This window comes from Microbacterium helvum, from assembly GCF_014779795.1.
Classification (GTDB): Bacteria; Actinomycetota; Actinomycetes; order Actinomycetales; family Microbacteriaceae; genus Microbacterium; species Microbacterium helvum.
In genome coordinates, this window is sequence record NZ_JACXZS010000002.1 from 171,752 (window position 1) to 194,338 (window position 22,587).

Consider the following 22,587-nt stretch of genomic DNA (forward strand, 5'->3'; position numbering starts at 1 on the left):
TCATCCTGCCACCTGGGCGGCGCAGCGCTCCGCGCGATCACCGGCATCGGCGGCGCCGGTCGCCGCCGCCGCCGCGGCCGTCGACGCCTTCGCGGCGCGGCGGCGGCGCAGCGCCGCGACCCGCTCGACGACGACGCCGATGACCAGGGCGAACGCGATGCCGATCACGGCGCTCAGCAGCGGCTGGTCCTCGATCCAGGCACCGGCCAGGACGCCGATGATCGCGCTGTACGCGGCCCACGTCGCTGCGGCGAGGACGCTCAGCGGAAGGAATCGTCGCCAGGGGTAGCGCAGCGCTCCCGCGCTCATGTTGACGGCCACTCGACCGACGGGCACGTAGCGCGCCGCGAGGATCAGCGGCGCGCCGCGGTGTTCCAGCGCGCGCTGGGCCCGCTCGACCGCGGCGGCCACACGCGGTCGCCGCATCCATCGCCAACGGGTCACGCCGAGCCCCCGGCCGATCGCGTACGCGATGTTGTCGCCGATGACCGCGCCGACGGCGGCCACCGCGCACAGCAGCACGATGCTCCCCGCGCCCGACGACGCGATCACGGCCGCCGCCGCGACGAGCACGGTCTCGCTCGGGATGGGCGGGAAGAAGCCGTCGATGACCGCGGTCGCGAACATGACGAGGAACAGCCACGGCGAGGCCGCCGCCTGCAGGATGAGCTCGTTGAGGAAGTCCACTCCGAGACGGTACGAAGCCGAGCACCTCCGGCGCATCACTCCGGAGTACCGACCTGCATCCCTCCGTGGTGGTATTCCTCTGCGGCTCGCGTCGCACCCGGCCCCGTATACTGGATGGCTGGCCACTCGGCCGATCTTCCCTTGCCATCGACGGAACGGACATCCGCTGTGCTCGCCGTGCACGACCTAGAGATCCGCGTGGGCGCCCGCGTACTGATGTCGGACGTCTCGTTCCGCGTGTCCGACGGAGACAAGATCGGGCTCGTCGGTCGCAACGGCGCCGGCAAGACCACCCTGACGAAGGTGCTCGCGGGCGACCTGATCCCCGCCGACGGCAAGGTCGAGCGCTCCGGCGAGCTCGGGTACCTGCCGCAGGACCCGCGCTCGGGCGACCCCGAGATGCTCGCGCGCACCCGCATCCTCGATGCGCGCGGCCTCGGCACCCTCGCGATCGGCATGCACGAGGCATCCCTCGCCATGGGCAGCGACGACGAAGCCGTCGCCGCCCGCGCCATGCGCAAGTACGCGAACCTCACCGAGCGCTTCGAAGCCCTCGGCGGCTACGCGGCCGAGGCTGAGGCGGCCTCGATCGCGCACAACCTTTCGCTGCCCGACCGCATCCTCGACCAGCCGCTGAAGACGCTCTCGGGTGGTCAGCGCCGCCGCATCGAGCTCGCCCGCATCCTGTTCTCGGACGCGCAGACGATGATCCTCGACGAGCCGACCAACCACCTCGACGCCGACAGCGTCGTGTGGCTGCGCGAGTTCCTCAAGGGCTACAAGGGCGGGCTCATCGTCATCTCGCACGACGTGGAGCTCGTCGGCGAGACGGTGAACCGCGTGTTCTACCTCGACGCGAACCGCCAGGTCATCGACGTCTACAACATGAACTGGAAGAACTACCTGCGCCAGCGGGTGGCCGACGAGGAGCGCCGTAAGAAGGAGCGCGCCAACGTCGAGAAGAAGGCGACCGTCCTGCAGCAGCAGGCGGCCCGGTTCGGCGCCAAGGCCTCGAAGGCCGCCGCAGCGCACCAGATGGTCGCGCGCGCCGAGAAGATGCTCGCCGGCCTCGACGAGGTGCGCCAGGAGGAGCGCGTCGCGAAGCTGCGGTTCCCGAAGCCCGCACCGTGCGGCAAGACGCCGCTCATGGCCTCGGGCCTGTCGAAGTCGTACGGGTCGCTGGAGATCTTCACCGACGTCGACCTCGCGATCGACCGCGGCTCGAAGGTCGTCGTGCTCGGCCTCAACGGCGCGGGCAAGACGACGCTGCTGCGCATCCTCGCCGGCGTCGACCAGCCCGATACCGGACAGCTCGAGCCCGGCCACGGACTCAAGATCGGCTACTACGCGCAGGAGCACGAGAACCTCGACGTCGACCGCTCGGTGCTCGAGAACATGATGTCGGCCGCGCCCGACATCAACGCCACCGAGGCGCGCAAGGTGCTCGGGTCGTTCCTGTTCACCGGTGACGACGTGCTCAAGCCCGCCGGTGTGCTGTCGGGCGGCGAGAAGACGCGCCTGTCGCTGGCGACCCTCGTGGTCTCCAGCGCGAACATGCTGCTGCTCGACGAGCCCACCAACAACCTCGATCCCGCCTCGCGCGATGAGATCCTCGGCGCGCTCGCGCACTACGAGGGCGCCGTCGTGCTGGTCTCGCACGACGAGGGCGCCGTCGAGGCGCTCAACCCCGAGCGCGTGCTGATCCTGCCCGACGGCGTCGAAGACATCTGGGGCCGCGATTACGCGGACCTCATCTCGCTCGCGTAGCGGTCAGCGGCCGCGGCACAGAATCGGATCCGCAGGAGCGGCCGACGGCACAGAATCGGATCCGCAGGTGCGGAGCAACGGGGCGACACGCCGTCGCCGGTCCTGCCACACCGGCGTGTCGTCCAGCGGGCCCGCAGGCGCGGATCCGATTCTGTGTCGGGTCAGTGACCGGCGGCGTCGATCAGGGCGTCCTCATCCTCGGCGTCGCGGTCGCGGCGGCGGGGGCGAGGGGATGCCGGCGGCGCGGCCGATGCGGCATCACCGGGTCGTTCGGTGTCGGGCTCGGCCTCGTCGTCCTCGGCGTCCTCGCGACGGTGCTTGCGCTCGGTGCGGATCACGTAGCCGATGAAGACGAAGCCCATGATCGCGAACATGATCCACTGGATCGCGTACGACAGGTGGGGCCCGGGATCGTCGGACGGCGCCTCGAGCGCGTTCGGCACGGTGGACGGCGCGGGATCCTCGCTCACCATGACGCCGTAGGCGCTGCGCTCCAGCGCCTCGCCGGCGTCGGGCGGGATCGTGTCGGCCACGAGGTCGAGGTTGATCGTGGGCACCTGGCCGGCGGGCGCCGAGCGGCCCGACGACGGCAGCGCCTCGCCCGGGCGCAGGCGCACCACGACGGTCGCCTCACCCGCCGGGGGTGCGGGCACGGCATCGGGCTCGGGCTGATCGTCTCCCGGTGGCACCCAGCCGCGGTCCACGAGCAGCACGCGCCCGTCGTCGAGGCGGAAGGGCACCAGGACCTCGAAGGACGACGTGCCGCCGTGCGGGCGGTTGCGCGCCAGCAGCTGGTCCTCGGCGAGGTACTCGCCGGTCAGCGTGACCGGGCGCCACTCGTCCTGCGGGTCGAGTTCGCCGCCGGGCGGGATCGCCTCCGCGAGCGGCACGGGGTCGGCGCCATAGTTCTGTGCGACCAGCGCGAGCTGGTGCGAGCGCTCCTCGTTGCGCGAGAACTGCCAGTGCGACAGGAAGGCGCACGCGATCGCGAACACGACGGCCAGGGCGACGTAGATCGCCCACCGGCCTGCGCGGGGCAGATTCTGCATGCTGACGCCGCGGCTCATCGCGACACTCCCGTGTCGGCGAGTGACGAGACCTCGAGGGGGAAGTCGCGCGCGGCGAGGAATTCTCGGAGGTAACCGACGTGCTCATCGCACGCGACCCACGTCTTGCGGCGGTCGCCGGTGTGGATGCGCGGATTGCGCCAGTCGATCCGCCATTTTGCGGGCAGACGGCATCCGGCGCGCGAGCAGGTCGCGGCGACGTCGTCGCTCATGCCGCGGGTCCGGGGGTCTCGGGGTCGTCCGTCGGCGCTTCCGGCCCTGGCGCAGACGGCGCCTCGCGCGGCGCTTCGCGCTGCTCCTCGACGCGGATCACGCGGGTGTCGGTGTTCGCGCCGGCCGAGGCGGGACCGGGGGCGGCGGGAAGGGACGGCTCCGGGTCCTCACGGCGGTTGCGTCGCGCCTCCTGTCCCACGTTCGCCGAGACGACGGCGATGTACGGCAGGAAGATCGCCGCGGCGCCGAACACCCAGGTGTACCAGCCGTACGGGGTGATGACGACCATCAGGATGAAGCACAGGATGCGCACGCCCATCATCACGAGATAGCGGGTCGAACGCGCGCCGACGTCGTCGCGCGGAGCGCGCGGCAGGGACGTGGCCGACGGGGCGTGGCTGGAGTTCTTCACGGTGCTTCCAGGGTACGCCGGTTGCACCGCGTGATCGCCCCGGAGCAGGGCTCCGGGGCGATCTGCGATGGTCAGCTGCCGTAGCCGCCCGAATAGGTGCTGGCCGTCGAGTAGATGGCGACGAAGAACAGGACGAACGCCACGATGCCGATGATCGTGAGGCCGATTCCGACCCAGCCGACGATCGTGCCCGCCAGCGCCATGCCGCGGCCCTGCTCGCCGCTCGTCTTGAGCTGCTTGAGCGACATGTGGCCGGTGATGACGCCCACGATCGACCCGACGAGGGGGAGGATCACGAAGCTCGCGATCGATGCGATGAGCGACACGATCGCGAGGGTGTTCGTCTTGGCGGGCGCGCCGTAGCCGTAGCCCGGTGCTGCGGCGTACCCCGGTGCGGCCCCGTAGGCGGGCGCGGTGCCGTACGGCGCGGGCGACGCCGGGGTGCCGTAGGCGGGCGGCGGGTACGCACCCTGGGCGGGCGGCGGGTACGCGGCGGGGGCAGCCGGAGCCGCGGTCTCGGTCGCGGGCGGCGGATATGCGCCCGGCTGCGCGGCCGGGGGAGCGGGCGGCACGGGCGGGTACGCGCCCGGCTCGGGAGTGGGGGAGGTGTCGCTCACGGCGAGGCCTTTCGTCGGTGTCTGCGTCCAGCGTCCCAGCGGCGCGGCGGCAGTGTCAAACACATCCGGGGTGCGGCGCCGCTCGCCGCTAGGCTGGTGCGGTTCCGTCGCAAACCACCGGGAGTGAACCATGTCCACCGATCGCGTCGTCCTCGTCACCGGCGGCAACCGCGGCATCGGCCGCGCCATCGCCGAGCGCTTCGTCGCAGCCGGCTACAAGGTCGCCGTGACCGCCCGTTCCGGCGAGGGTCCCGAAGGCACCCTCACGGTGCGTGCTGATGTGACGGATGCCGCAGCCGTCGACGCCGCCTTCACCGAGGTCGAGAACACGCTCGGACCGGTCGGGATCGTCGTCGCCAACGCCGGCATCACGAAGGACACACTGCTGCTGCGCATGACGGAGGACGACTTCGACAGCGTCGTGGCGACCAACCTCGGTGGTGCGTTCCGCGTCGTCAAGCGCGCGTCGAAAGGGATGCTGCGTGCCAAGTGGGGCCGCGTCATCCTCATCTCCAGCGTCGTCGGCCTCTACGGCTCGCCCGGCCAGATCAACTACGCCGCGTCCAAGAGCGCGCTCGTCGGCTTCGCTCGCTCTCTCACCCGGGAACTCGGCGGCCGCGGCATCACCGCGAACGTCGTCGCCCCCGGCTTCATCGAGACCGACATGACGGCCGAGCTCACCGACGAGACGCAGGCGGAGTACAAGAAGAGCATCCCGGCCGGGCGCTACGGGTCCGCCGATGAGGTCGCCGGTGTCGTGACGTGGATCGCGTCCGACGACGCCGCCTACATCTCCGGCGCCGTCATCCCCGTCGACGGCGGGCTCGGCATGGGCCACTGACGCCCGAGGTTCCGCGGGCGCAGCTGATCTGCGATGCGCCCGCGGAACCCGTGATCAGCCGATGGCCTGCAGGATCGCCTCGGCCACCGCGCCAGGGCGAGAGAACTGCGGCCAGTGGCCGGTCGCATCTCCAGGCTCACCGAGCTCGATGATGTCGACCTGCTGCAGCGCGGCGAGCTCGGCTGCCCACGCGGGCGGGGCAGCGATGATCTCGCGGATCTGCGCCGCCGGCACGGTGCCGGTGATGATCGTCACGGGTACCGCACGGCGTCGTTCGTCCATCAGCCGGATCGGATCCGTGGGGATCTGCTCGGGCACCGACTTCGCGCGGGCAGCCGCATCCGCGCGGGTCTGCGGGTCGAGGTCGGCGACGTCGGACTCGTCGAAGAAGTCCCACCCGGGGAAGGGGACCACCCCGTCGACGATCGGGAACTCCGAGATCGTCCCGCCCTCGCCGGGAGGCCACGTGTCGAGCAGGACGAGGTGGGTCACGCGGTCGGGACGGGCATCGACCGCGCCGTACGCGACGTTGCCGCCGCCGGAGTGGCCCACGAGCACGATCTGACCGTCGAGGGCATCGATCTCGGCGGCGACGGCGGCGACCCAGTCCGCCATCCCGATGCCGGCGGACTCGGACGCGATCGCGCCGACCCCCGGCATTGTGAGGGGGCGGGTGCGATGACCGGCGGCTTCGAGGGCGGGGGAGACGTCGCCCCAGGACGACGCGTCCAGCCACAGGCCGGGGACGAGGATGATGTGCATGTCCTGAGGCTATCGACGGCCGCCGACACGCGCCCGGGCATCGCGCGGCATCAGGGAAGCAGAGCGATGACCTCGCGCAGATCGACCGGGCCGATCACGACGTCGGCCTGGGAGCGCACGGCGGGCTTCGCGTTGAACGCGACTCCGAGCCCCGCCTCCGCCATCATGGCGAGGTCGTTCGCGCCGTCGCCGATCGCGACGGTGCGCGAGAGGTCGACGCCGCGTTCGGACGACCACTCGCGCAGGGCCCGTGCCTTGCCGCCGGCATCCACGATCTCTCCGTCCACCACACCGGAGAGCACGCCGTCGCGCGTCGCGAGGCGGTTCGCGCGCCACACGTCGACGCCGAGGTCCGGCGCGACGATGTCGAGGATCTCGTGGAACCCGCCCGACACGACGCCCACCGCGCCGCCGCGGGCATGGACGGCGTCGATCAGCTCGCGCACGCCGGGAGTCGGCTCGATGCGCGCCAGCACGCGGGCGAACGCCGCGACCGGCACGCCGGCGAGGGCTTCGACGCGCGAGCGCAGGCTCGTGGCGAAATCTACCTCGCCGCGCATCGCGGCCTCGGTCGCCGCGGCCACCTCGGGCCCGCGCCCCGCCTCGTCGGCGATCAGCTCGATGACCTCGTTGCGGATCAGAGTCGAATCGGCGTCGAGCACGACGAGGAAGCGCGCGGGTGCGGAAGGCATGCGTCAACGCTAGCGAACGGTGGATGCCGCACCCGACCGCATGTCGGCCGCAAGCGGTCAGCGCTCGACGCGGACGCCCTTTCCGACGACGGTGATGCCGCTGTCGGTGACGGTGAATCCGCGGGCGAGGTCCTTCTCGCGATCGACGCCGACGGTCGCGCCGTCATCGAGCACGACGTTCTTGTCGAGGATCGCGCGGTGCACCCTCGCACCGGCGCCGACGTGCACATAGTCGAACAGCACCGAGTCGGTGATGGTCGACCCGCCGCCGGCCAGCGTCCACGGCCCCACGACGCTGCGCTCGAGGTGCGTGCCCGACAGCACCGAGCCGAGCGAGACGATCGAGTCGATCGCGTTGCCGATGCGCCCCACCGAGTCGCGCACGAACTTCGCGGGCGGCGAGTTGACCGCCTGCGAGTGGATCGGCCAGTCGGTGTTGTACAGGTTGAAGATCGGCAGCGTCGAGATCAGGTCGCGGTGCGCGTCGAAGAACGAGTCGATCGTGCCGACGTCGCGCCAGTAGTAGCGGTCGCGGTCGGTGGAGCCGGGCACGTCGTTGCGGTTCATGTCGTACACGCCGGCCTCGCCGCGCGACACGAAATAGGGGACGATGTCGCCGCCCATGTCGTGGTTCGACGTCGGCAGCTCGCCGTCGGACTCGACCGCCTCGATGAGCGCCTGCGTGTCGAAGATGTAGTTGCCCATCGAGGCGAGCACCTGGTCGGGCGCGTCGGCGAGTCCCACCGGGCTCTGCGGCTTCTCGAGGAACTCGCGGATGCGGCTGGGGTCGGCCGGGTCGACGTCGATGACGCCGAACTGGTTCGCGAGCGAGATCGGCTGACGGATGCCGGCGACCGTTGCCCGCGCGCCCGACTCGATGTGGGCGGCCAGCATCTGGCGGAAGTCCATGCGGTAGACGTGGTCGGCGCCGATCACGACGACGATGTCGGGCTTCTCGTCGGTGATGAGGTTGAGGCTCTGCAGGATCGCGTCGGCAGAGCCCGAGAACCACCGCTTGCCGAGTCGCTGCTGGGCGGGGACGGAGGCCACGTACGAGTCGAGCAGAGCCGACATGCGCCAGGTCTGGGAGATGTGCCGGTCGAGGCTGTGGGACTTGTACTGCGTGAGCACCACCACCTGCCGGAGCCCCGAGTTGATGAGATTCGAGATCGCGAAGTCGATGAGCCGGTACTGGCCCCCGAAGGGGACGGCAGGCTTCGCTCGATCCGCAGTCAGGGGCATCAACCGCTTCCCCTCGCCGCCGGCGAGGATGATTCCGAAGACCTTGGGCGCTGCTGGCATGTGACCCACACTAGGACGCGTTTCGACCGATGTACTAGCGTTCGAGCATGCGAGTCGACATCGTCACGAAGGAGTACCCGCCGGAGATCTACGGCGGTGCCGGAGTCCATGTCACAGAGCTGGTGAAAGCGCTGCGGGCAGAGCTGGATGTGCGCGTCCGGGCGTTCGGCGCGGACCGCTCGGAAGAGGGGACGACCTCGTACGCCGTCCCGGCGGGACTCGGGGCGGCCAACGCGGCCGTGCAGACCCTCGGCACCGACCTGGAGATCGTCTCCGACGTCGCCGGCGCCGACGTCGTGCACAGCCACACCTGGTACGCCAACTTCGCCGGCCACCTCGCGTCGCTGCTGCACGGCATCCCGCACATCGTCACGGCCCACAGCCTCGAGCCGCTGCGGCCGTGGAAGGCCGAGCAGCTGGGCGGCGGGTACGCGGTGTCGAGCTGGATCGAGAAGACCGCGTACGAGGGCGCGGCGGCGGTCGTCGCCGTGAGCAACGGCATGCGCGAGGACATCCTGCGCAGCTACCCCGCCCTGGAGCCCGACCGGGTGCGCGTCATCTACAACGGCATCGACGTCGAGGCCTGGCATCCCGTCGAGGATCCGGAGCTGCTCGCCGAGCTGGGGATCGATCCGGCGAAGCCGTCCGTGGTCTTCGTGGGCCGCATCACGCGCCAGAAGGGGCTGCCCTACTTCCTGCGCGCCGCCGAGCGACTGCCCGCGGACGTTCAGGTGATCCTGGCCGCGGGGGCTCCCGACACGCCGCAGATCATGGCCGAGGTCGAGGAGCTCGTGCGCGGGCTGCAGGCGACCCGCGAGGGTGTCGTGTGGCTGGACCGCATGCTGTCTCGCCACGAGCTGTGCACCATCCTCAGCGCCGCGACGACCTTCGTGTGCCCCTCGGTGTACGAGCCGCTCGGCATCGTGAACCTCGAGGCGATGGCGTGCGGCGCCGCCGTCGTCGGAACCGGGACCGGCGGCATCCCCGAGGTCGTGGTGGACGGCGTGACCGGGCGCATCGTCCCGATCGACCAGGTGCAGGACGGCACCGGCACACCGACAGACCCCGAAGCCTTCGTGTCCGATCTCGCCCGCGTCCTCACCGAGGTCGTGAGCGATCCCGCCCGGGCGCGGGAGTACGGGGCCGCCGGACGCCGCCGTGCCACGGAGGACTTCAGCTGGCAGCGGATCGCCGAGCAGACCGCCTCGCTGTACGCGGAGGTGGCCGCCGGCGGCCGGTAGGCTGGGAGCATGCCCCAGGTGCTCGAGTTCTCCGACGTCGTCGTCCGCCGAAACGCACGCAACATCGTCGACCACCTGGACTGGACCATCAACGACGACGAGCGGTGGGTCGTCCTCGGCCCGAACGGCGCCGGCAAGACCACGGTCCTGCAGATGGCCGACACGCTGCTGCACCCGACCTCGGGGGTCGTCACGATCCTCGGCGAGCGACTGGGCCGCACCGACGTGTTCGAGCTGCGCCCGCGCATCGGATTCGCCTCGTCGGCCATGGCGCGCCGCGTGCCGCCGGAAGAGACCGTGCTCAACGTCGTGCTGACGGCGGCGTACTCGGTGCTCGGCCGCTGGCGCGAGGACTACGAAGACATCGACGAGCGCCGGGCCCTGCGGGTGCTCGCCGAGTGGAAGCTCGATCACCTCGCCGACCGCACGTTCGGCACGCTGTCGGACGGCGAGCAGAAGCGCGTTCAGATCGCGCGCGCGGTCATGACGGACCCCGAGCTGCTGCTGCTCGACGAGCCGACGGCGAGCCTCGACCTCGGCGCGCGCGAAGAGCTGCTCATCCTGCTCGGCGGCTACGCATCGGCGCCGACCACGCCCGCGATGATCATGGTCACCCACCACGTGGAAGAGATCCCGGTCGGCTTCACGCACGTGCTGCTGCTCCGCGACGGCAAGGCTGTGGCCTCCGGCCCCATCCGCGAGACGCTCACCGGCGATGCTCTCACCGAGACCTTCGGCGTGCCGATCCGGCTCACCGAAGACGGCGGGCGCTTCGCGGCACGCGCCGCGCACTGAGGCTGGTAGACTAGATCCTTGGTGCGTGCACACGCGTGCCCGCACTCAAGACTTTGACCGCCCTGGCAAAATCCAGGGCACCATCCTCAAAGGACCATCATGAAGACTGACATCCACCCGGACTACCAGGCCGTCGTGTTCCGTGACCTCGGCTCGGGCGAGACCTTCCTCACCCGCTCGACGGTGACCAGCGACAAGACGATCGAGCTCGACGGCGTCGAGTACCCCGTCATCGACGTCGAGATCTCGTCGGCCTCGCACCCGTTCTACACGGGCAAGCAGCGCATCATGGACTCGGCCGGTCGTGTCGAGAAGTTCAACCAGCGCTTCAAGAACTTCGGCGGCGCTTCCAAGTAAGCCCCGCCCGCCACGAAAGCCCCGCACATCGTGTGGGGCTTTCTGCGTTCCTGGGGGCAGCCGGCGTCAGCGGATGGGCCACCGGCCGTCGAGGCGGTCGTCGGGGTCGAGCCGGCCGATCTGGATGAAGTACTCCGTGAGGCTGGCCGCCTGCGCGCGCGCCCACGCGACCTGTCGCGTATGGAGCTCGTGCGCCGTTTCGGGCAGCCACGGCGCGTAGCGCTCGGCGAGGGCCTGAGCGACGCGCCCGGCTGCGACGGCGTCCGCCGACGCCTCGTGCGCGGCGTCGAGCTTCACGGCGTAATGTGCCGCGACGACCTCGAGTGTGCGCTTTCCTCTGCGCCAGCGATCGTACGCCTTGTCGACGACGAGGGGGTCGATCACGGGCGAGGGATTCTCGATCGGCGGCACGCCGTGGCGCAGCGACTCGTATTTGAGCAGCGAGAAGTCGAACGGCGCGTTGTATGCGACGACGGGGATGCCGGCGTCCAGCAGTCCGCGCAGCGCCGCTACCACCTCGGACACCACCTCGTGGGCGGGGCGGCCGTTCGCCCGGGCGTACTCCGTGCTGATGCCGTGGATCGCGCTGGCGCCCTCGGGGATCGGGATGCCGGGATCGGCGAGCCAGTCGCGCGCGCGGACGATGAGGCCCGAGGCGTCCAGCAGGCCGACATGTGCGGTCACGATGCGATCGCCCGTGACGTCGACGCCCGTGGTCTCCAGATCGAAGACCCCGACCAGCCGCACCCAGTCCGGCACGTCCCACAGCGACAGCTGCTCAGCGTGGCGGGTGGTCATGCCGTTCACGGTATGCGCGGGCTCCGACATCGTGGCGCAGGCGCTCCGAGCGCTGCGCAGGCGGGCCCGGCGCGGCGGACGTGCGGGCGCCGGAACGTAGACTCGACGGGTGACCGCGCCCAACCCGTACGCCTCGATGCTCGACGAGATCCCTGTCGAGCGGCGTGAGGTCGCGGTGCTCGGCGGCGTGACGGCGTACTGGGTCTACGGGCCGGAGGACGCCGAGCGCACCGTTGTCGCAGTGCACGGCTTCCGCGGCGAGCATCACGGGCTGGAACCGGTCGTCGCCCACCTGCCCGGCATCCGCGTGATCTCGCCCGACCTGCCAGGCTTCGGCGAGACCGCGCCGATCCCCGGCAGAACGCACGACCTCGCCCTCTACGTGCAGTGGCTGCAGGAGTTCGTCACCGCCGTCGCGCCGGGAGCGGTGATCCTCGGCCACTCCTTCGGGTCGATCGTCGTGTCGGCGGCCGTCGCAGACGGTCTGCCGACGCCGCAGATGATCCTCGTGAACCCGATCGGCGCGCCCGCGCTGGAGGGACCCCGGGGGATCCTGACGCGTCTCGCCGTCTTCTACTACTGGGCCGGCGCCCGGCTCCCCGCGCGTCTCGGCGACGCCCTGCTGCGCAACGGGCTGATCGTGCGGGTGATGAGCGTGTCGATGGCCAAGGCCAAGGACCCCGGCATCCGTCGCTTCGTCCACGACCAGCACGACACGTACTTCTCGCGCTTCGCCGACCGCGACGTGCTGCACGACGCGTTCGTCGCGTCGGTGTCGCACGACGTGCGCGAGGCCGCCCCGCGCATCGCGCAGCCCACGCTGCTCGTGGCCGCGCAGCGCGACGACATCACGCCCATCGAGGCCGAGCGACGGCTCAGGGCGATGTTCGCCGACGCCGAGCTGGTGGAGATCCCCGAGGTCGGCCACCTGATCCACTACGAGACGCCGGCGGCCGCCGCCGACGCGATCACGCGCTTTCTCGCGCCTTCCGACGCCGGTACGCGTTGACGTTCATGCGGTTGCCGCAGTTGCCCGAATCGCAATAGCGCTTCGACCCGTTCTTGGAGTAGTCGACGTAGACGCCGTCGCAGTCGTCGGCCGCGCACACGCGCACGCGGTCGTACTCGTCGGCGCGGATGACATCGACGAAGGCCATCGCCGCCTCGACCAGGATGCGGGTCTGCAGCGGCGCATCGTCGCTCGTGGCGTGCACGTGCCAGTCGAAGCCGTCGTGGATCACGAGGCGGGGGAGTGCCCGGCCGTCGCGCAGCAGCTCGTTCACGAGCGGCACCGCGCCCTCGCGGTCGACCTCCCACAGTTCGCGCAGCCGCGGGCGGATCACCCGGATGGCCTCGAGCTCGGCCTCGTCGCGCCGGATCACGCCGGTGTAGGGGTTCACCCGCAGGTAGTCGTCGAACTGCTCGAGCGTCGTGAGCGTGTCTTGGCCGTCGTAGCCGGGCATCGTGTTGACGAGGTACGCGGCCGCGCGCAGGCTCTGTTGCGTGTCATGAATGAAAACCACATTGACTCCTGACATCAGCCTCGCTACTGTCACCAGTGTAAACAGCTTTCACCCCTGACAGTCGGATGCCGCCCATGACCGCCTCGACCGCGTCCGTTCCCGTCATCGCGCCGGGTCCCGCATCCGTCTCCACCGCGCGCCTGCGCACCACGGGGCTGCTCATGGGAGTCGCCTCCGCCCTGGCGTTCTCATCGAGCGGTCCGTTCGTGAAGCCGCTGCTGGAGGCGGGGTGGTCCCTCGGTGCCGCCCTGCTCGTGCGGATGGGCGTGGCCGGACTGATCCTGTCGCCGGCGCTGTTCCGGGCCATGCGGCGCCAGCGCGGCTTCCTGCGCAGGCACTACAGGCTCATCATCGGGTTCGGTCTCATGCCGGTGCTCGGCTGTCAGCTGTTCTTCTTCTCTGCGATGCAGCGGATGCCGGTGGCAGTGGCTCTGCTCATCCAGTACCTGGCGCCGGTGATGCTGGTGGGCTTCGTGTGGATCCGCACGCGCACGGCGCCGTCGGCGCTGGTGCTGTGGGGATCCGCCGTCGCCATGGTGGGACTCGTGCTCGTCGTCGACATCTCGGGGGCCTCGTTCGACCTGGTCGGCACCCTGCTCGCCCTGGCGGCGGCGGTGTGCGTGTGCGCGTACTTCGTCATCTCGGAGCGTGCCGGTGACGATCTGCCGCCTCTGGCGCTGGCCGCGAGCGGACTGCTGACCGGCGCGCTGGCGATGGGTGTGCTGTGCCTGACCGGCATCCTGCCCTTCCGGGCGCCCGCCGTGACGGTCGTGCTCGCCGGGACCGAAGTGCCGTGGTGGATGCCGCTGCTCTGGGTCGCCGCGGTCGCGACGACCCTCGGCTATGCGCTGGGCGTCATGGCGGTGCCGCGCATCGGATCGCGCGTGGCGTCGTTCGTCGGCCTCTCGGAGGTGCTGTTCGCCCTCATGTTCGCGTGGATCTTCCTGGCCGAGGTCCCGGCGCCGATCCAGTTCGTCGGCGGTGCGCTGATCCTCGTCGGCGTCGTGCTCGTGCGCGCCGACGCGACGGCGACCGCGCCCCCGGCGGCGGTCACTCCCGCCGTGCCAACTCCATGAGCGGGGTCACGCGATGGGCGATGACCTCGCCCATCACGAGTGAGGTCTCGGTGCGCTCGACGCCCTCGATCGCGAGGATGCGGGCATCGGTGTCGAACAGGTGCTGCGTGTCGCGGCAGGCGACGCGCACCAGCAGATCCACCTGACCCGACAGGCCGTGGGCCTGTACGACCTCGGGCACGCGCGCGAGCTCGACGGCGATGCGGGGAAGGTCGGCCTGCCGCACCATGACGCTGATGAAGGCCTCGATCGGGAACCCGAGGGCCGCCGACGAGATCGCGCGCTCGTAAGAGAGGAACACGCCCGTGCGCTCCAGCCGGGCCATGCGCGCCTGGACGGTGTTGCGCGACAGCCCCAGCCGTTCGGCGAGCGCGACGACGGTCGCGCGGGGATCGGCAGAGAGCGCCGCGAGCAGCTCCAGGTCGACGTGATCGAGGGCACTCATAGTGCGAAACGTTAGCACGGGTTTCGGGGGCAGAATTCATCAACATGCTCAAGCGGATCCCGAATGCTTGAGCGAGGTGCGACCCCGACGTAGCCTCGAGGTGTCGGCGAAGAGGCCGGCGCGCACACGAGGCGGCTCCTCACAAGGGGGCCCGCAACGAGGAGTGATGACGATGACGCACACCCTGACCCCCACGGCGGATCTCGGCACCGATATCGAGGATGTCGCCCGCCTGCTCACCCCCGACGGCGAGCGCATCGCCGATCCCGAACTCGACCGCTGGATCGCGGACGTCGACTCGGCCGCGCTGCGGTCGCTGTATCGCGACCTGGTGCTGCTGCGCCGCATCGACGTCGAAGGCGTCGCCCTGCAGCGGCAGGGGCAGCTCGGCCTGTGGCCGCCCTGTCAGGGCCAGGAGGCGACGCAGATCGGCACCGCCCGGGCCCTGCGCGCCGACGACTTCGCGTTCCCCAGCTACCGCGAGACGGGCGTCGTCTACGCCCGCGGCGGCAAGCCCTCGGACTTCGTGCTGGCCTGGCGCGGCGAGGAGCACTCCACCTACGACCCGTACGAGCTGAACACCGCGACCCAGCAGATCATCATCGGCGCGCAGTCGCTGCACGCGGTCGGCTACGCGATGGGCGTCCAGCGCGACGGGACCGACCAGGTGTCCGTGGCGTACTTCGGCGATGGAGCGTCCAGTCAGGGCGACGTCAACGAGGCGATGGTCTTCGCCTCGTCGTTCGGCGCGCCCGTCGTCTTCGTGTGTACGAACAACCAGTGGGCGATCTCGGAGCCCGTCGCCCTGCAGGCGAAGGTCCCGATCGCCGGCCGCGCGCCGGGTTTCGGCATCCCGAGCATGCGGGTGGACGGCAATGATGTGCTGGCGTGCCTCGCCGCGATGCGCTGGGCACTCGACCACGCCCGCAGCGGCAAGGGACCGGCCTTCATCGAGGCGGTCACATACCGGATGGGCCCGCACACCACGTCGGACGACCCGACCCGCTACCGCGACAAGGACGAGGTCGAGACCTGGCGGCGCCGCGATCCGATCGCCCGCGTCGAGGCGCTGCTGCGCTCGCGCGGCGAGTTCGACGACGCGTTCGTCGCGAGTGTGGACAGGGATGCCGACACGCTGGCCGCCTCCGTCCGCGAGGCGGCGATGACGGCCACGACCCGGGCGCCGCTCACGGTGCTCGACCACGTGTACGCCGAGCCCCACTCGGGCATCGACGAGCAGCGCGAGTGGTTCGGCGCGTATCTCGACGGCTTTGCTCCCGTCGAGCTCAGTGCTCCCGCGCAGGAGGCGTGACATGGCGCAGCTGACGATGGCGAAGGCCATCAACGAAGGTCTCCGCCGTGCGATGGCGGACGACGACAGGGTCCTCGTCATGGGCGAGGACATCGGCAAGCTCGGTGGCGTGTTCCGCATCACCGACGGGCTGCAGTCGCAGTTCGGGGCGCAGCGTGTGATCGACACCCCGCTCGCCGAGGCGGGCATCATGGGCACGGCCGTCGGACTCGCGTTCCGCGGCTACCGTCCCGTGGTCGAGATCCAGTTCGACGGCTTCGTCTACCCGGCGTTCGACCAGATCGTGTGCCAGGTGGCGAAGCTGCACTACCGCACGCGCGGCAACGTCACGATGCCGATCACGATCCGCATCCCGTGGGCCGGCGGCGTGGGCGCCGCCGAGCACCACTCCGAGTCGCCCGAGGCGTACTTCGTGCACACGTCGGGACTTCGCGTCGTGGCGGTGTCGAACCCGCAGGACGCATATGTCATGCTGCGTCAGGCGATCGCCTCGAACGACCCGGTGGTCTACTTCGAGCCCAAGCGCCTGTACCACTCGAAGGGCGAGGTCGACCTCGACCTGCCGCTGGCCGACGCGCCGCCCATGGGACTGGCGCGGATCGCGCGGCCGGGCACCGACGTGACACTGCTGACGTATGGTGCACAGGTGGCGACCGCGATGGATGCCGCCACCGCCGCCGAGGACGACGGGGTGTCGATCGAGGTCATCGATCTGCGCTCGATCTCTCCCGTCGATTACCGGACCGTGACGGCGTCGGTCCGCAAGACCGGCCGCGTCGTGGTGACCCACGAGGCCGCGCGCGAGGCCGGTGTGGGCGCGGAGCTCATCGCCAGTGTCACCGAGCGCTGCTTCAACTACCTTGAGGCGGCGCCGCAGCGGGTGACCGGTCACGACATCCCGTACCCGCCCGCGAAGCTCGAGAAGCATCATCTGCCCGATCTCGACCGCATCCTCGACGCCGTCGACCGCGTCATGGACCGGCCGAACAGCCTTTCGGGGGTGGCGGACCGATGACGCAGGACTTCCGACTGCCCGATCTCGGCGAGGGTCTTCCCGAGGCCGAGCTCGTGCAATGGCTCGTCGCCGTGGGCGACACGGTCGCGCTCAACCAGACGATGGCCGAGGTCGAGACCGCGAAGGCGGTCGTCGAGCTGCCGTCGCCGTACGCCGGCACGATCACCGCGCTCCACGCCGACGCCGGTGACGTGATCGAGGTGGGCTCAGTGCTCGTCACGTTCGATACGGGTCAGGGGGATGCCGCACCGCAGCCGGTCGCCGTGACGGAGCAGTCCGCGCCCGCGGCCGACGGCGAGAAGGCCGAACCGAACCTGGTCGGGTACGGCGCCGCCCCGCGCGGCGCCGGACGACCGCAGCGGCGCGCACGGGTCGCGGGACCGGCATCCACCCGGTCCGACACCGCCGTCCTCGAAGCCGCACCGCACGACGCGATCACTCTCGACGCGCCCGGCTTCGGCGACAACGGCGGACAGGCCCCGGAGCGCCCGCGGTCGACGCCGCCGGTGCGGGCCCTCGCGAAGCAGCTCGGGATCGACCTCGCGCTCGTCGAGGCGACGGGAGCGTCCGGCGTCATCACGCGCGCCGATGTCGAAGCGTATGCCGAACGCGTCGGGGTCGCGGCGACGCAGGGTGCGGCGGCGGTCGAGGACTCCGGCGTCCCCGACACCGCTGAGGAGCTCGCGCCGGAACGCGCGCCGGGGGAGCGGACGACGCGCACCCCCATCCGCGGGGTGCGACGGATGACGGCGGACGCGATGGTGCGCAGCGCCTTCACGGCTCCGCACGTGACCACCTTCCTCACCGTGGACGTCACCGCCACCAGCGAGCTCATCGCGTCGCTGAAGGCGGACAAGGCCCTCGCCGACCACCGCATCGGCGTGATGGCCGTGGCGGCCAAGGCCGCCTGTCTCGCGCTGGGGCGCCACCCGGGGCTCAATTCGAAGTGGGACGACGAGGCGGGCGAGATCGTCGAGCATCACTATGTCAACCTCGGCATCGCCGCGGCCACGGGGCGCGGGCTCGTCGTGCCCAACATCCGCGACGCGCACGAGCTCACGCTCGTGGAGCTCGCGGATGCGATCCGCGCGCTCGCCGAGACGGCGCGTGCGGGTAAGACGGCGCCGGCCGACATGATGGGCGGCACCTTCTCGATAACGAACGTCGGGGTGTTCGGCGTGGATGCGGGCACGCCGATCATCAACCCGGGGGAGGCGGGCATCCTGGCGCTCGGCGCGGTGCGACGCCAGCCGTGGGAGCACCGCGGCGAGATCGCGCTGCGCGACGTCATGACGCTCGCGCTGTCGTTCGATCATCGACTGGTGGACGGCGAGCAGGGGTCGCGGTTCCTGGTCGAGGTCGCCGACGTGCTGCGCGAGCCGGGGAGGGCGATGCTGCTGCGCTGAGCCGCGGCGGCATCGATCGGCCGGCCCTGCGGGGCCGGCCGATCAGTCCTTCTTGGGGTAGAAGAGCCCGAGTCCCTTGGCCTGCAGGAGGCGGTACGCGTCGGCGTAACTCTGCGGGTCCTCGCCGTCCGCGCTGCCGTACTTGGCCAGCAGCAGGCCGAGCAGCCCCTTGCCGGGCGGACTCAGCGGTTTGTCGCGGTGCGGCCCGTTCTTGAGGTCGGTGCGCTGATCCTCGGCGGTGTTCGGTGGGACGTACAGCGGATGCACCAGCGGCCAGGTCGCGGGATCGCGTGGTCGGTCCAGATTGACGACCGAGTACAGATCGCGCGCCTCGGCATCGCGACGGGTCAGCGGCCGCAGCCCGTGCCGCTTCGCGAGCGTGGCCGCGAGCGCCCCGTGGTGCATCTCGTCGTGCACGATCGTCCCGGCGCGCGTGTAGGCCGACACGGCGATCGCCGGCACGCGCAGTCCGAGACGGTCGAAGGCGAAGCCCATCTCGCCCGTCGCCGCGTCGGCGTGCGGCGGGATCGCGGCCGGTGGCACCACGTGGTCGTAGGTGCCGCCGTGCTCGTCGAAGGTGATGAGCAGCAGCGTGTTCATCGCGTTCGAGCCGTCCGGGCTCGCGCTGGTGCGGATCGCGTCGTACACCTCGGCGACGAGCTTCTCGCCGGCGCGGACGTCCGACACGGCCGAATCGAGCACCGGCTCGCCGTCGACGTCGCTCTCGCGGTACACGCCGACGGGCGGGTGGAAGTCGTTGTGGTTGTAGACGAGACGCGGCTCGATGAACGCGTAGGCAGGCAGCGTGCCGTTCTTCGCGTCGCGCGAGAACTCGTCCATGTACACGAAGTGATCCGTGCGCCAGTACTTCTCCAGGCTCGGCGAGTGCAGGATCCCGGTGAGCGAGACCAGCTGCAGCTCGTCGAAGTAGACCTTCCAGGTGAGTCCGGCCTCTTCGAGCCGGTCGAACACGGTCGGCGTCGCATCGGCCTCGAGCCACTTGCGATAGCCGCCGTGGTCGCGGTTGGTGACGAATCCGTGCGAGGTCGACGCGTGGAAGAAGGACCGGTTGCAGTACGTCTGGGACGGCACCGCGCAGAACCACGCGTCGAAGACGGCGAACTCCTGCGCGAGCGTGGAGAGCACCGGCAGCTGTTCGGGCGAGAACCCGCCCATGATCCGCGACACCTCGTCGAGGCTCGGCTCGGTGCCGTGGCGGAGCCGAACGAGGTTGTTGCGGTAATCGAGGGCGAAGCCGTCCATCGTCGGCGTCGTCCCCCGCCGCGGAGCGTTGAACGGCGCGACCATCTCCGGAATGTCGGCGGCGGCGTTGCGCGCCGGATCCACCACGCCGAACAGCTGGGTGTTGACGTGCGGGTACTCCTCGCCGGGATCGGGATCCGGGCTGCCCATGATCGCGTCGGTGCCGCCGGTGTAGACGTGTGCGGCGATGCGCTCGCCGGTCGGAGCGCGGTTGGCATAGTCGCCGAACTCCAAGCCGTCGAACGTCTCACCGTCGGGCAGCGTCTCACGCGTGTAGAGCCGGCCGAGCAGATTGTCGAACGATCGGTTCTCGCCCATGAGCACGACGACGTGGTCGAACCCGGGCTCCGCTCGTGGGGGCACCGCGCCGAGATCGCCGGATCCTTCGCGGACGCCGAGCTCGTGTCCGATCGTGGCGCCGCCGGTGGCGCCGATGGCGCCGCCCACGACCAGCCCCGCCGTCGCGATGCCGCCGAGCTTCAAGAAGTCACGACGTGAGCCCTCGTCGATCTCGGGCGCCGGCGGGCGCGCAGGCTCGGCCGGCTCGCCGCCCGCTGCCGGCTCTGCTCCGCTCTCGTGGCTCGCCCCCGCCATCCTGTTCAGACTAGGCGGTGACGTCGCGCAGGATCAGGCGGTGAGTGCGGCGCGGGCCATCGAGCGGAGGATGCCGCGGACTTCGGAGTCGGCGGGCCGTGAGCGCCCGACGCGCACGGTGTGGGGCGTGGAGTTGATGAGGCCGAAGCACGCGTGCGCGCGCACCCGCAGGTCGTCGTCCTCGCGGTCGGGGTGGACGACCGACAGGATGCCGATCCACACCTCGACGTACTCGCGCTGCAGCCGCCGCACGGTGTGGCGGTCCTCGTCGCTGAGACTCGCCATGTCGCGGTCCTGCACGCGGATGACATCCGCGTCGTGCAGAGCGAACGCGACGTGGAAGTCGATCAGGGCGTCGAGCTGCGCATCGGCGCCCTCGTGCGTCGCCACGACCGCGCGGCCGCCGGCCAACAGCCGCTCGCTCACCTCGACCAGGATCGCGCCCAGCAGTGCCTGCTTGCCCGCGAAGTGCCGGTACAGCGCGGGACCGCTGATGCCGACGGCGCTGCCGATGTCTTCGAGGCTCACGCCGCTGAAGCCGCGCTCGGCGAACAGCGTTGCAGCCTGCTGCAGGATGGCGGCGTGGCGATCGGCCTTGGCGCGGTTGCGGTCGGTGACACCGTTTGTCATCTGTGCTCCGGGGTGGCGGGAGGTCTTGCGAACTCAGTTAATGCTCGCTAACCTAAACCTCAGTTAGTGAACACTAACCAATCGGGATGCGCCGGGACAAGAACCCCGTCCACAGGTGTGACCCGATCGTGACGTCGACGAGGATGACACGGAGCGCAGAGCCATGAGCGTGCTGACCACCGAGGCCCGGCCCGACGATGCGTTCGCGCGTGCCGAGAAGGCCCAGCGCGCGCTCGCCGAGGATCTGCGGCGGCGCCTGGCCGCGGCATCCCTCGGAGGTCCTGCCGCGGCGCGGGACCGTCACGTCGCCCGCGGCAAGCTGCTGCCTCGCGACCGCGTCACGCGACTGCTCGACGAGGGGAGCCCCTTCGTCGAGATCGCCCCGCTCGCCGCGGAGGGCCTCTACGGCGGCGAGGCGCCGGCAGCGGGCGTCATCGCCGGGATCGGGCTCGTGCACGGGCGGCACGTGATGGTCGTGTGCAACGACGCCACGGTCAAGGGCGGCACGTACTACCCGATGACGGTCAAGAAGCATCTGCGCGCGCAAGAGGTCGCGCTGGAGAACCGGTTGCCCTGCGTCTACCTCGTCGACTCCGGTGGCGCGTTCCTGCCGATGCAGGACGAGGTGTTCCCCGACCGCGACCACTTCGGCCGCATCTTCTTCAACCAGGCCCGGCTCTCGGCCGCCGGCATCCCGCAGATCGCCGCCGTGCTCGGCTCGTGCACCGCCGGCGGCGCCTACGTGCCGGCCATGAGCGACGAGACGGTGATCGTGCGCAACCAGGGCACGATCTTCCTCGGCGGGCCGCCGCTCGTGAAGGCGGCGATCGGCGAAGTCGTGACGGCCGAAGAGCTCGGCGGGGGAGAGCTGCACGCGCGGCGGTCCGGGGTGGTCGACCACCTCGCCGAGGACGACGAGCACGCGCTGGAGATCGTCCGCGACATCGTCGCGACGCTGCCGCCGCCCGCGGAGCCGGCCTGGGAGGTCGTGCCGACGGTGGCGCCCGCCGCCGACCCTGCGGAGCTGTACGGCGTGGTGCCCGTCGACGTCAATCAGCCGTACGACGTGCGCGAGGTGATCGCGCGCCTGGTCGACGGCAGCGAGCTGCACGAGTTCAAGCGCGAGTACGGCACGACGCTCGTCACCGGGTTCGCCCGCATCCACGGGCATCCGGTCGGGATCGTCGCCAACAACGGCGTGCTGTTCGGCGAGTCGGCCCTCAAGGGCGCCCACTTCATCGAGCTGTGCGACCAGCGGGGCATCCCCCTGCTGTTCCTGCAGAACATCTCGGGCTTCATGGTCGGCCGGGACGCCGAGGCGGGCGGCATCGCGAAGGACGGCGCCAAGATGGTCACGGCCGTCGCGACCACCCGCGTGCCGAAGCTCACCGTCGTCATCGGCGGCTCGTTCGGCGCCGGCAACTACTCGATGTGCGGCCGGGCCTACTCGCCGCGGTTCCTGTGGACGTGGCCGGCTTCGCGCATCTCGGTGATGGGCGGCCCGCAGGCGGCGTCTGTGCTCTCGACCGTCAAGCGCGACCAGCTCGAAGCGCGCGGCGAGGAGTGGTCGGCCGACGACCAGGCCGCCTTCGAGGCGCCCATCCGGGCGCAGTACGAAGAGCAGGGCAACCCGTACTACGCCACCGCGCGACTGTGGGACGACGGCATCGTCGACCCGCTCGACACCCGTGATCTGCTAGGCCTCGCCCTGGACGTCGTGTCGCGCACGCCGCTGTCGGAACCCCGCTTCGGCGTCTTCCGGATGTGAGAGT

At 70.7% G+C, this 22,587-nt stretch carries 24 protein-coding genes; 11 read left to right on the top strand and 13 right to left on the bottom strand.

The genetic code is table 11. The annotated features are described in order from the left end of the window. Positions 1-687 carry a DedA family protein gene (locus tag IF188_RS03885; protein WP_191170481.1) on the bottom strand — a complete coding sequence of 229 codons (687 nt, stop codon included), beginning with the start codon at positions 685-687 and terminating at the stop codon, positions 1-3. Positions 688-855: 168 nt separating this feature from the next. On the opposite strand from IF188_RS03885, the gene IF188_RS03890 reads away from it, so the two are divergent. Further along, positions 856-2,454, top strand: coding sequence for an ABC-F family ATP-binding cassette domain-containing protein (locus IF188_RS03890; protein ID WP_191170482.1), 1,599 nt, complete (start codon positions 856-858; stop codon positions 2,452-2,454). 161 nt (positions 2,455-2,615) lie between these two features. Here the strand turns inward: IF188_RS03890 and IF188_RS03895 are convergent, their stop codons facing one another. The 4 genes from IF188_RS03895 to IF188_RS03910 form a co-directional block, all read right to left on the bottom strand. Further along, the gene (locus tag IF188_RS03895) at positions 2,616-3,521 is read right to left on the bottom strand and encodes an SURF1 family cytochrome oxidase biogenesis protein (RefSeq protein WP_224751407.1); all 906 of its coding nucleotides are present in this window, start codon (positions 3,519-3,521) and stop codon (positions 2,616-2,618) included. Next, positions 3,518-3,733 carry a hypothetical protein gene (locus IF188_RS03900; protein WP_191170483.1) on the bottom strand — a complete coding sequence of 72 codons (216 nt, stop codon included), beginning with the start codon at positions 3,731-3,733 and terminating at the stop codon, positions 3,518-3,520. The genes IF188_RS03895 and IF188_RS03900 overlap by 4 nt, the downstream gene beginning before the upstream one ends. Then, positions 3,730-4,146: a DUF3099 domain-containing protein gene (locus tag IF188_RS03905; RefSeq protein ID WP_191170484.1), complete on the bottom strand. Its 417-nt coding sequence runs from the start codon at positions 4,144-4,146 to the stop codon at positions 3,730-3,732. The genes IF188_RS03900 and IF188_RS03905 overlap by 4 nt, the downstream gene beginning before the upstream one ends. 71 nt (positions 4,147-4,217) lie before the next feature. After that, a complete protein-coding gene (locus IF188_RS03910; protein WP_318152767.1) occupies positions 4,218-4,763 on the bottom strand; it encodes a DUF4190 domain-containing protein in 546 nt (181 codons plus the stop codon). Between the two features lie 130 nt (positions 4,764-4,893). On the opposite strand from IF188_RS03910, the gene fabG reads away from it, so the two are divergent. Next, complete coding sequence (fabG, locus tag IF188_RS03915) at positions 4,894-5,604, top strand: 3-oxoacyl-ACP reductase FabG (protein WP_191170486.1); 711 nt, start codon at positions 4,894-4,896, stop codon at positions 5,602-5,604. A gap of 54 nt (positions 5,605-5,658) precedes the next feature. Here the strand turns inward: fabG and IF188_RS03920 are convergent, their stop codons facing one another. Genes IF188_RS03920 through IF188_RS03930 form a run of 3 tightly spaced genes read right to left on the bottom strand, consistent with a single transcriptional unit; the run spans position 5,659 to position 8,360 of the window. Beyond that, positions 5,659-6,366: an alpha/beta fold hydrolase gene (locus IF188_RS03920; protein WP_191170487.1), complete on the bottom strand. Its 708-nt coding sequence runs from the start codon at positions 6,364-6,366 to the stop codon at positions 5,659-5,661. 50 nt (positions 6,367-6,416) lie between these two features. Next, positions 6,417-7,058: a phosphoserine phosphatase SerB gene (gene serB / locus IF188_RS03925; protein ID WP_191170488.1), complete on the bottom strand. Its 642-nt coding sequence runs from the start codon at positions 7,056-7,058 to the stop codon at positions 6,417-6,419. A gap of 57 nt (positions 7,059-7,115) precedes the next feature. Further along, positions 7,116-8,360, bottom strand: coding sequence for a glucose-1-phosphate adenylyltransferase (locus IF188_RS03930; protein WP_191170489.1), 1,245 nt, complete (start codon positions 8,358-8,360; stop codon positions 7,116-7,118). Between the two features lie 47 nt (positions 8,361-8,407). Here IF188_RS03930 and glgA point away from each other — a divergent pair, with 47 nt between their 5' ends. The 3 genes from glgA to IF188_RS03945 all read left to right on the top strand — a co-directional run bounded on the left by glgA (position 8,408) and on the right by IF188_RS03945 (position 10,753). Next, positions 8,408-9,601, top strand: coding sequence for a glycogen synthase (gene glgA / locus IF188_RS03935; protein ID WP_191170490.1), 1,194 nt, complete (start codon positions 8,408-8,410; stop codon positions 9,599-9,601). A 9-nt stretch (positions 9,602-9,610) separates the two neighbouring features. Beyond that, complete coding sequence (locus IF188_RS03940; RefSeq protein WP_191170491.1) at positions 9,611-10,396, top strand: ABC transporter ATP-binding protein; 786 nt, start codon at positions 9,611-9,613, stop codon at positions 10,394-10,396. 99 nt (positions 10,397-10,495) lie between these two features. Next, positions 10,496-10,753, top strand: coding sequence for a type B 50S ribosomal protein L31 (locus IF188_RS03945; RefSeq protein ID WP_018170680.1), 258 nt, complete (start codon positions 10,496-10,498; stop codon positions 10,751-10,753). Between the two features lie 66 nt (positions 10,754-10,819). On the opposite strand, the gene IF188_RS03950 is transcribed toward IF188_RS03945, so the two are convergent. Beyond that, the gene (locus IF188_RS03950) at positions 10,820-11,551 is read right to left on the bottom strand and encodes a 3'-5' exonuclease (RefSeq protein WP_224751408.1); all 732 of its coding nucleotides are present in this window, start codon (positions 11,549-11,551) and stop codon (positions 10,820-10,822) included. 109 nt (positions 11,552-11,660) lie between these two features. On the opposite strand from IF188_RS03950, the gene IF188_RS03955 reads away from it, so the two are divergent. Beyond that, entirely contained in the window at positions 11,661-12,560 is a 900-nt protein-coding gene (locus IF188_RS03955; RefSeq protein ID WP_191170493.1) for an alpha/beta fold hydrolase, read from the top strand. Here IF188_RS03955 and IF188_RS03960 read toward each other — a convergent pair. After that, positions 12,520-13,074 carry a CGNR zinc finger domain-containing protein gene (locus IF188_RS03960; protein WP_191170494.1) on the bottom strand — a complete coding sequence of 185 codons (555 nt, stop codon included), beginning with the start codon at positions 13,072-13,074 and terminating at the stop codon, positions 12,520-12,522. The genes IF188_RS03955 and IF188_RS03960 overlap by 41 nt on opposite strands. A 74-nt stretch (positions 13,075-13,148) precedes the next feature. On the opposite strand from IF188_RS03960, the gene IF188_RS03965 reads away from it, so the two are divergent. After that, a complete protein-coding gene (locus IF188_RS03965) occupies positions 13,149-14,150 on the top strand; it encodes an EamA family transporter (protein ID WP_191170495.1) in 1,002 nt (333 codons plus the stop codon). Here IF188_RS03965 and IF188_RS03970 read toward each other — a convergent pair. After that, positions 14,125-14,595, bottom strand: coding sequence for an Lrp/AsnC family transcriptional regulator (locus IF188_RS03970; RefSeq protein ID WP_191170496.1), 471 nt, complete (start codon positions 14,593-14,595; stop codon positions 14,125-14,127). The genes IF188_RS03965 and IF188_RS03970 overlap by 26 nt on opposite strands. 166 nt (positions 14,596-14,761) lie before the next feature. On the opposite strand from IF188_RS03970, the gene pdhA reads away from it, so the two are divergent. From pdhA to IF188_RS03985, 3 genes are read left to right on the top strand one after another with little or no spacing between them, the layout of a single operon-like run. After that, positions 14,762-15,907, top strand: a complete 1,146-nt coding sequence (gene pdhA, locus IF188_RS03975; protein ID WP_191170497.1) for a pyruvate dehydrogenase (acetyl-transferring) E1 component subunit alpha — start codon at positions 14,762-14,764, stop codon at positions 15,905-15,907. 1 nt (position 15,908) lies between these two features. Then, on the top strand, positions 15,909-16,922 hold the full coding sequence (locus IF188_RS03980; protein WP_224751411.1) for an alpha-ketoacid dehydrogenase subunit beta: 1,014 nt from the start codon (positions 15,909-15,911) through the stop codon (positions 16,920-16,922). After that, complete coding sequence (locus IF188_RS03985) at positions 16,919-18,328, top strand: dihydrolipoamide acetyltransferase family protein (protein WP_191170498.1); 1,410 nt, start codon at positions 16,919-16,921, stop codon at positions 18,326-18,328. Before IF188_RS03980 ends, IF188_RS03985 begins: the two co-directional genes overlap by 4 nt. A 42-nt stretch (positions 18,329-18,370) precedes the next feature. On the opposite strand, the gene IF188_RS03990 is transcribed toward IF188_RS03985, so the two are convergent. Beyond that, entirely contained in the window at positions 18,371-20,185 is a 1,815-nt protein-coding gene (locus tag IF188_RS03990) for an alkaline phosphatase family protein (RefSeq protein ID WP_191170499.1), read from the bottom strand. Positions 20,186-20,218: 33 nt separating this feature from the next. After that, entirely contained in the window at positions 20,219-20,815 is a 597-nt protein-coding gene (locus IF188_RS03995; RefSeq protein ID WP_191170500.1) for an SACE_7040 family transcriptional regulator, read from the bottom strand. A 163-nt stretch (positions 20,816-20,978) separates the two neighbouring features. Here IF188_RS03995 and IF188_RS04000 point away from each other — a divergent pair, with 163 nt between their 5' ends. Next, a complete protein-coding gene (locus tag IF188_RS04000; RefSeq protein ID WP_191170501.1) occupies positions 20,979-22,583 on the top strand; it encodes a carboxyl transferase domain-containing protein in 1,605 nt (534 codons plus the stop codon). Positions 22,584-22,587: the final 4 nt, after the last annotated feature.